General features: G+C 42.7%; 7 protein-coding genes and 1 tRNA gene. 2 read left to right on the forward strand and 6 right to left on the reverse strand.

The window, feature by feature from the left end:
* Positions 1 to 260 precede the first annotated feature (260 nt).
* The 6 genes from L1D51_RS19765 to L1D51_RS19790 all read right to left on the reverse strand — a co-directional run bounded on the left by L1D51_RS19765 (position 261) and on the right by L1D51_RS19790 (position 6045).
* Positions 261 to 440 carry a hypothetical protein gene (locus L1D51_RS19765; RefSeq protein WP_239964588.1) on the reverse strand — a complete coding sequence of 60 codons (180 nt, stop codon included), beginning with the start codon at positions 438 to 440 and terminating at the stop codon, positions 261 to 263.
* A gap of 97 nt (positions 441 to 537) precedes the next feature.
* Positions 538 to 1542 carry a Holliday junction branch migration DNA helicase RuvB gene (ruvB, locus tag L1D51_RS19770; RefSeq protein ID WP_239964589.1) on the reverse strand — a complete coding sequence of 335 codons (1005 nt, stop codon included), beginning with the start codon at positions 1540 to 1542 and terminating at the stop codon, positions 538 to 540.
* Between the two features lie 7 nt (positions 1543 to 1549).
* Complete coding sequence (gene ruvA, locus L1D51_RS19775) at positions 1550 to 2170, reverse strand: Holliday junction branch migration protein RuvA (RefSeq protein ID WP_055022384.1); 621 nt, start codon at positions 2168 to 2170, stop codon at positions 1550 to 1552.
* Between the two features lies 1 nt (position 2171).
* On the reverse strand, positions 2172 to 2696 hold the full coding sequence (gene ruvC / locus L1D51_RS19780) for a crossover junction endodeoxyribonuclease RuvC (RefSeq protein WP_054561285.1): 525 nt from the start codon (positions 2694 to 2696) through the stop codon (positions 2172 to 2174).
* A gap of 138 nt (positions 2697 to 2834) precedes the next feature.
* The gene (locus L1D51_RS19785) at positions 2835 to 5336 is read right to left on the reverse strand and encodes an ABC transporter permease (RefSeq protein ID WP_055022385.1); all 2502 of its coding nucleotides are present in this window, start codon (positions 5334 to 5336) and stop codon (positions 2835 to 2837) included.
* Positions 5326 to 6045 carry an ABC transporter ATP-binding protein gene (locus L1D51_RS19790; RefSeq protein WP_054561283.1) on the reverse strand — a complete coding sequence of 240 codons (720 nt, stop codon included), beginning with the start codon at positions 6043 to 6045 and terminating at the stop codon, positions 5326 to 5328. Before L1D51_RS19790 ends, L1D51_RS19785 begins: the two co-directional genes overlap by 11 nt.
* On the opposite strand from L1D51_RS19790, the gene L1D51_RS19795 reads away from it, so the two are divergent.
* Complete coding sequence (locus L1D51_RS19795; RefSeq protein ID WP_054553006.1) at positions 6046 to 6663, forward strand: arylesterase; 618 nt, start codon at positions 6046 to 6048, stop codon at positions 6661 to 6663.
* Between the two features lie 105 nt (positions 6664 to 6768).
* Positions 6769 to 6845: transfer RNA gene (locus L1D51_RS19800), tRNA-Pro, on the forward strand.
* Positions 6846 to 6881 lie beyond the last annotated feature (36 nt).

Genomic DNA, 6881 nt, shown 5'->3' on the forward strand with positions numbered 1-6881 from the left:
ATTGCGTATTATTTACCTATACCGAGCTAGCAACCTCATGAAAGTTTCTTTCATCAAGCTCCGTTTTTAGCAATATGAAGTTTCGTATTGCTCTAGGTTTACTTAAATCGGGATAAAACCTTATTCAAGTAGACCGTAGTTCCCTGGATTACTTCCTTCAACTTGTTGTTTGCCCGCATCCTTATGCGGGCTTTTTTTTGCCTACACAAACGCCAATGAGAATACCTACCGATAACTTAACAGCATGTGAATTACAGATGTTAAAATGAGACAACAACCCAGTGGTAAGCGGTAAGCGGTAAGCGGTAAGCGGTAAGCGGTAAGCGGTAAGCGGTAAGCGGTAAGCGGTAAGCGGTAAGCGGTAAGCGGTAAGCGGTAAGCGGTAAGCGGTAAGCGGTAAGCGGTAAGCGGTAAGCGGTAAGCGGTAAAAACCTATACACCTACTTAATATAAGCAAGTTATCTCGATAAAAAAGCAGCTCTCTCGAGCTGCTTGATACTTATAGCTTAAAGCTTGTAACTAACCGCGGGGTTTTAGTTATTTCTCAGGCGTTAGCCCAAAGTGTAAATAAGCAATGTCTGAAACGAGTCGTCCGCGTGGGGTACGCTGAATAAAGCCTTGTTGAATTAAAAACGGCTCTATCACATCTTCAATGGTTTCTTTTTCTTCGCCAATTGCAGCCGCTAGGTTATCAAGGCCAACTGGGCCGCCCATAAATTTTTCGATAATAGCTAGCAAATATTTTCTATCCATGTAGTCAAAACCGCTTTTATCGACATCAATCATATCGAGGGCTTGCTCTGCAACTGTGGCATTCACTTTGCCGTCTGATTTCACTTGGGTGTAATCACGAACGCGGCGTAATAAACGGTTTGCTATGCGCGGTGTACCGCGTGAACGCTTGGCGATTTCGGTTGCACCTTCATCACATATGGTTAAGTCTAAAAAGCTTGCTGAGCGGGCAACAATTTTTGATAAGTCTTCAACAGAATAAAACTCTAATCGCTGAACAATACCAAAACGGTCTCTAAGTGGTGAGGTGAGTGAGCCAGCACGCGTTGTTGCACCAATTAATGTAAATGGCGGCAAATCAAGCTTGATTGAGCGTGCTGCGGGGCCCTCACCTATCATTATATCCAGCTGATAATCTTCCATTGCGGGATACAAAATCTCTTCGACTTGCGGGCTCAAGCGGTGTATTTCGTCAATAAACAGTACGTCGCCTTCTTCAAGGTTCGTTAAAAGTGCGGCTAAATCGCCTGCTTTTTCGAGTACTGGCCCCGACGTTGTTTTAATATTAACGTTAAGCTCGTTGGCTACAATGTTTGCAAGTGTAGTTTTACCAAGACCCGGCGGACCAAATATTAATAAATGATCCAGCGCTTCGCCACGGTGGCGAGCGGCCTCGATAAAAATCTCCATTTGTTGCTTAACATGCGGCTGGCCTGTGTAATCGGTTAACAGCTTTGGTCGTATTGCACGATCAACACTGTCTTCGTTACTTTGTTCACTCGCATCTATTAAGCGATCTGCTTCAATCATGGTTTACTCACAACATTGATTTTAGAGCTTCTTTAATTAGAATCTCAGTCGTCATATCTGGTTTGTTCACTGTTTTAACCGCTTTTTGTGCTTGCGGTAGCTTATAGCCTAATGCCACAAGTGCTGATACTGCATCATCGGCAGCATTATTTGCCACTAGGGTATCATCACTTGATGGCTCAATGACGGCATTATCGCTAAATGGTGTAAATAAGTCATTACCCCAATCTTTGAGTCTATCTTTCATTTCGAGCACTAAACGCTCAGCCGTTTTTTTACCAACACCTGGCAGTTTAACCAGTGTTGTTGCATCTTCATTGTTAACACAACTTACGAATTGCTGCGCTGACATACCCGATAAAATAGCAAGACCAAGTTTTGGCCCTACACCATTGGCTTTTAAAAGCTCTCTAAATAAAGCGCGTTCGGTTTTGTTGTTAAAGCCAAATAATAGCTGGGCATCTTCACGTACCACAAAATGGGTATAAATAACCGCTTGCTCACCCACTGCCGGTAAATCATAAAAGCAAGTCATGGGCATTTGCACTTCGTAGCCTACACCACTTACTTCAATAAGAATTTCTGGTGGCTGCTTTTCAACAAGTAAGCCATTTAATCGACCAATCATATTACTTCCTTAATCGTCCTCTTACGGTTTTGCTCGCACTGCCCGCAAGTTTTATTAAATTTTGTTCTGAGTGTGCATGACAAATAGCAATTGCTAAGGCATCTGCGGCATCGGCTTGAGGGGTACCTGGCAGCTTTAAAATGTTTTTAACCATATGCTGTACTTGAGACTTATCGGCGCCGCCATTACCTACAACGGCCTGCTTAATTTGCCTAGCTGAATATTCATAAACTGGCAGCTCTGCCATTGAAGCGCCAACAATCGCTGCTCCACGTGCTTGACCGAGTTTAAGTGCTGAGTCTGGGTTGTGTGCCATAAACACTTTTTCTATAGCAAAACTGTCTGGTGAGAATTGCTCTACTAATTGACTGATCCCTTGGTAAATCATTTTTAAGCGTACCGGAAAATCGTGATCGGCCAATTTAATGCAGCCACTACCTAAATAAGTGAATTTAGCACCTTGGTGAGCTATCACGCCGTACCCTGTTAATCGTGAACCAGGATCAATCCCTAAAATAATCGCCAACTAACTGAACCGTCTATTATCATTATTATCTGCGGTTAATAATGCCAGAGCACTGTATAAATTACCAGTAACCAATTGCAATTCATAAAAAATGCCCGCAATTGCGAGCATTTTATAGTCAACCCTAAAGAAAGACATTTACGCGAGTGAGCGTAATAAGCCTTGGGTATTTTTTCGCATTGTGCGGGCTATCATCAAATAACCTAAACATGCCACAAATAAGCCACCGACTGCAGGGCCAATCACCCAAATATGAGGGTGGAACTTACCTGCTAAATCGAACATCTGTTTTTGCACTATTAACAGAGCGATGTCACTGACAATCGCTGCGACTAAGCCTGCGGTAACGCCTAATAGTAAAAACTCATATAAGGTGGCATTTTTAATTAAGCGCCCTTTCGCACCTAAGGTTCGCAAAATAACAATCTCTTGCATACGCTCACCCAAACTTGCTTGCACTTGTGAAATAAGCACTAAAGCGCCACAGGCAACCACAATCGCTAGTACAAAGCCAATCGCTAACGATACTTGCTCTATGGTTGAGCGAATTTGTTTAATAAAGCTCTCAACATCTATCACGTTAACCGTTGGGTATTGACGCATCAACTCATTAAACTCACGTTTTTTCTCTGCTTTTACATTCACTGATGAAATATAAGTAGCAGGAAAGCTCGCTAGTACATCAGGGCTTAAAATAATAAAGAAGTTAGGTTTAAGTGTGGTCCAATTAACCTTACGTACACTGGTGATTTTTGCATCAAACGACTGCGCACCAATTAAGAAAGTAAGCGTATCGCCAATTTGTACATCAAGGCGTTCAAGCATCGACTCTTCTACCGATGCCTCGGCTACTGAGTCTTCGCTAAACCATGTACCGTCGATAAGCTCATTTTGATTAGGTAAGTCTTTACGCCAAGTTAGGTTTAACTCACGACCAATACCAGAGCGGGCTTCTTCGTCTTTCTTTTCGTTGTCTTCTTGCGATACTTCGCGGGCAACCAACTCACCATTTACGGCGTTTACACGGCCACGGACAACCGGATAGAAATCAGACGTTGGCATATCGTTTTGCGCTAAGAAGCTAGTTATAGGCTCTAACTCTTGCTCAGTAATGTTCACTAAAAATGAATTAGGGGCATTTTCAGGAAGCTGAGACTGCCAATCCGAAATCATGTCGTTCTTAAGTACAATTAAAAACAGTAATAACTTGATAGCCAAAGCAAAGCTAATTAATTGTACCGCATTCACATTGGCACGCTTTTGAATTGACGCAATCGCCAATGACCAACTATTGCCCGGACTCAAGCCAAGTTTGCGGCCACCACCAAAAATAACCTTTGATAAACCAAATAACACCGCAATTAAAAATGCCGTCGAAAGGAACAAAATTGCACTAATTTTGATGTTGTTACTAAATAACCACATCAGTAAAAACACAGTAAGCGCCGACATAGTAAGGTGCACTTTACTTACTAATAAACGGTCGCCTAAGTTACGACGCAGTACACGTAGCGGCGGAATATCAAATAAATCGAGTAGCGGTTTAATTGAAAACATAACCGCACAAATCACACCCGTGCTAATCGCAATGATCCAAGGCTTTGCCGATGCACTCGGCAATGCTGAGCCCATGGTTTGTGCCAAATAATCCGTTGCAACCGCTTGTAAACCATAACCAATCAGTAAACCGACAATCACCGACATTGAACATACAAGGCTCAAATGTAATAAATAGATCTTACGGATCATCGCGCGGCTACCGCCAAGCGTTTTCATCATAGCAACTGGGTCGTACTGACGTTCACAATAACGTTTTGCAGATACCGCAATAGCAACGGCAGCTAAAATAATGCCAAGTAAACCAGCTAGCAATAAATAGCTTTCGGCACGATTTAAACTATTAGAAATAGGTGACTGGCGGTCTTTAACACCATACCAGCGTTGGTTTTCTTTCATTTGTGGTTTTAACCACGCATAAAAGCTATCTAAGTTGTCTTTATCGCCAGCATAAAGTTGGCGGTAAAACACCCGGCTGCCCGGCTGAATTACCTCTGTAACAGCAATGTCTGCTTCATTAATTAAGATTCGCTGGCTGCTCGAAAACACATTAAACGGTGCATCTGGCTCTTCAGCTACAACATGACTAGCCGTAAACGTAGCAGCACCAAGCTCTACTTTATCGCCCACTTTAATGTTTAGCGCATAAAACACAGATTCACTTAACCACACTTCACCCCGACTTGGGATAGCAGTAGTTACTTGTGGTTGGTCAGTCAGGCTGGTTTTTACTTTTAACTCACCTTTTAACGGATAGGTATTTGATACCGCTTTAACCGAGCCAAGTTGCATTTCGTCACCGGCAAATAACATGGTGTCGAAGTAGGTTATTTTAGCGGTGCGTAAGTTTTCTTGGTTGGCTTTTTCTAAAAACTCAGCAGGTAAAGCATGGTTACTTGCTAAAACGCGATCAGCGGCAATAAAGGCACTGCTTTTTTCTTCAATACTTTGGCCAATTCGGTCGGTAACCATAGACAGTGTTAAAACAGTGAGAACAGCTAAGGCTATTGCTGCACTGATCACTGTTAATTCGCCACGCTTAAACTCACGTGAAAACAGTTTTAGTGCTAATTTAGCCCACATTCGCTTGCACTCCTTCGCTTTCTTTTACAGTTACTAACTGCCCTGCTTCAATATGTAAAATTTGCTGACACTTTTGTGCAAGCTGCTCATCATGGGTTACTAAAATGAGTGTTGTGCCGTGCTCCTTATTTAATTCAAATAATAAAGATTCAATTAACTTACCGTTTTTGCTATCTAGGTTCGCTGACGGTTCATCGGCAAATAAGATTTTCGGTGTGCCAATAAATGCACGAGCAATTGCTACACGTTGCTGCTCACCGCCAGATAATTGCGATGGGTAATGACCAACACGATGGCTTAAGCCTACCTTTTCAAGTAACTCAAGTGCTTGCTGCTTAGCGTCTTTGCTTCCTGCAAGTTCTGCCGGAAGCATTACATTTTCAAGAGCTGTTAAGCTTTGTACAAGCATGAAAGATTGAAACACAAATCCTACTTTTTCAGCGCGAAGTGCTGCGCGTGCTTCTTCATCTAATTCGTGTAATGCGGCTCCGTCTAAATGAATACTGCCGCCCGTTGATTGGTCAAGGCCCGCCAATAAACTTAATAAAGTAGACTTTCCCGAACCTGAGGTGCCTACCACTGCAACTGAGTCGCCCGACTTGACATTAAAGCTGATGTCACTGAGGATGGTCAGGTCGCCCTCAACCGTGGTGACCGTTTTAGAAAGTCCTTTAACTTGAATGATGTTTAATTGAGAAAGCGCTGACATATGATGCATCCAATCCTACGTTTTATATTCGTTTTACTGTTAGTAATCAAACCACTTACGGCAGCAGCTGACAACACAATTTTAATTCTAGGTGACAGTTTAAGCGCCGCTTACGGACTTAAACAAGAGCAAGGCTGGGTTAAATTGTTACAAGATAAGTACGATGAAAAAGACCAATCTGTATACCTAGTAAACGCCAGTATTAGCGGTGAAACCACAGGTGGCGCCCTAAGACGGCTCGACGCGTTACTAAGCGAATTTGAACCCACTCATGTACTCATTGAGCTTGGCGGAAACGATGGTTTACGAGGTTTCCCTATTAAACGCCTGCAAGCTAACTTACGTGATTTAATTGCAAAAAGCCAAAAAATTGGGGCGAAAACCGCCGTAATGGAAGTACAAATTCCACCAAACTATGGCCCGCGTTATACCAAACTTTTCACCGATAGCTTTAAAACCATTGCCGATGAAACAGATTCTGAGCTCATGCCCTTTTTCATGCTTAGTATTGCAGGCCGTCCAGAACTTATGCAAAACGATAACCTGCACCCTAATGCCGATGCTCAACCATTAATACGCGACTTTATGTACAAAACGATCAACGATTGGCTAGATTAACCTCTAGCCCATTGATTTAATGCAGATTACCTGGACAATAAACAAGCAATCGAACAGCGGAGATATTGATTTTTATAAAAAAAGCCGTACTATGGCTTGCAACGTCGGCATATAGCGCAGCTTGGTAGCGCACTGTCATGGGGTGTCAGGGGTCGCAGGTTCAAATCCTGCTATGCCGACCATCTTTTCCCCTTTTATATCAAACAGATATACAAAAT

Origin of the sequence: Pseudoalteromonas shioyasakiensis, assembly GCF_022398475.1 — a bacterium.
Taxonomy (GTDB): domain Bacteria; phylum Pseudomonadota; class Gammaproteobacteria; order Enterobacterales; family Alteromonadaceae; genus Pseudoalteromonas.